2 protein-coding genes and 1 pseudogene are annotated in these 2085 nt (G+C 61.6%); all 3 read right to left on the bottom strand.

Features of this window, described 5'->3' with window-relative positions:
- The coding region (locus AC1D1P_RS21770) for a gamma-glutamyltransferase (protein WP_477674406.1) at window positions 1-635 on the bottom strand (635 nt) is incomplete at its 3' end.
- 124 nt (window positions 636-759) lie between these two features.
- A complete protein-coding gene (locus AC1D1P_RS21775; RefSeq protein ID WP_477674407.1) occupies window positions 760-1728 on the bottom strand; it encodes a Bug family tripartite tricarboxylate transporter substrate binding protein in 969 nt (322 codons plus the stop codon).
- A gap of 109 nt (window positions 1729-1837) precedes the next feature.
- Window positions 1838-2085, bottom strand: a pseudogene (locus AC1D1P_RS21780) (tripartite tricarboxylate transporter permease); the annotation flags it as partial.

Raw genomic sequence — 2085 nt, forward strand, 5'->3', positions numbered from 1 at the left:
TAATACGCCGTGCCCCTGGTTTGCGCAATCGAACGCAGCGCTTTGGCCGCGGCCTTGAACTGGAACAGCTCACCAACATTCGGCGCCCGGCCCCAGGGAAGGAAAGATTGGGAAAAACCTGGCTGCGACTTCAACTCCTCCGTAGCAGCCGCCCACTTCTGCTGCACCACGGGCGGCAACAAATAGCCGCGCTCGGCGATTTCAATCGCAGGCTCCATCAGGTCGGCGAAGGGCAGCTTGCCGAAACGCTCGCTCAAGGCTACCCAGCCGGCCACCGCGCCCGGTACGCTCACGGAATCCATGCCGCGCTTGGGAGGCGTCTGCGCATCGCTGCCGTATTTGCGCTTGAAGTAATCCGGCGTCCAGCTTTGCGGCGCGCGGCCCGATGCATTCAGTCCATGCAGTTCCTTGCCGTCCCAGAGGATGCAGAAAGCATCGCTGCCCAGGCCGTTGCTGACAGGCTCGACGATGGTCATGGCGGCTGCAGCAGCGATCGCGGCATCTACTGCATTGCCGCCCTTGAGCATCATGCGCAAACCGGCCTGTGCGCCCAATGGGTGCGAAGTCGAAACAACGTTGCGGGCAAACAGCGGCAGGCGGGTGGAGGTGTAGGGGTTGCTGTAGTTGAAATTCATGGGTCACCTGTTGAAGGCAAGGCAAAGAAAAAATGGGTGCCGGCGGTCACGGTGTGCAACCGCAGGCGGGAAGTCAAACTGACCGGCATCGTCACGACCAGGCGGCGGGATGCGGTGAGAGGCATCAATCGGCGCTGATTTTCCGCTCGACAATGATTTTCTTCCACCTGGCCGTGTCCGTCTTCACCATGGCCGCAAAGGCCTGCGGCGTGCCACCCGTGGGTTCCGCGCCCAGCCTGGCAAAGCGGTCTTTCACATCGGCATCGGCCAGGGCTGCGTTCACGGCCTGGTTGACCTTGCCTGCCAGGTCTGGCGCCATGCCTTTGGGGCCGTAAACCCCGAACCAGGTGACCGACTCAAAGCCCGGCAGGGTTTCCGCCACCGCTGGCAGATCGGGAGCGAGCGCCGTGCGTTTGAGGCTGGTGACCGCAAGAACCCGCAGCTTTCCATCTTTCACATGCGGCATGCCGGTGACGAAGGAGTCGAACAGCACGTCGATCTTGCCGCTGATCAGGTCCGGCATGGCCAGCGCAGTACCGCGGTAAGGGATGTGCAGGATGAAGGTCCCCGATTGCGCCTTGAAGTACTCGCTCATCAAGTGGATGATGGTGCCGTTGCCACTGGACGCGTAGTTCAAACGCCCGGGGTTCTTGCGCGCATGATCGATGAATTCACCCATGGTCTTTGCCGGCGACGTGTTGGGCACCAGCACCACGTTGGGTGAACTTGCCACATAGGCAATCGGCGTGAAGTCGGTTTCCGCGTTGTAGGGAATCCGGGGGTTGACGGCCGGCCCGATGCTGTGGGTGCTTGAAGTCGCCAGCAGCAGCGTGTAGCCGTCAGCAGGCGATTTGGACGCCGCATCGGCGCCTATCGTGCCGCCGGCGCCCGGCCGGTTTTCGACCACGACCGTCTGGCCGATTTTCTCGCCCAGCTTTTGCGACAGGGCCCGTGCCAGGATGTCCGTCGCACCGCCTGCMGGAAACGGCACAATCATGCGAATGGGTTTGGACGGGTAGTTCTGGGCCATGGCGGGGCCCGCGAGAGTCACGGCGGAAGCCGCAGCCAGGGAAATAATATGTCTACGTTTCATCTGGCCATTGTGCAACGATTTTGAGCGCCGACTATGTGGCAAACAGGCAAAACAAAAGGCACCCGAAGGTGCCTTTTTTCGCATGCGCTTTCGCGCCGGCTCCTGTCGATTATTCCTCGACGAAAGCTTCTTCCCGTTTGTTTTTGATGCTCGGCAGCAACACGATGACCAGCAGCAGCAAGGCAGCTCCCAGCAGCCCGGCCGACAGCGGACGCGTCACAAACACGCTCCAGTCGCCGCGCGAAAGCAGCAGGGCCCGGCGCAGGTTCTCTTCCATCATGGGGCCCAGGATGAAGCCCAGCAGCAAGGGAGCTGGTTCGCAGCCGAGCTTGACGAACATGTAGCCGATCACACCAA

Source organism: Polaromonas sp. P1_E1_2 (genome assembly GCF_056406035.1).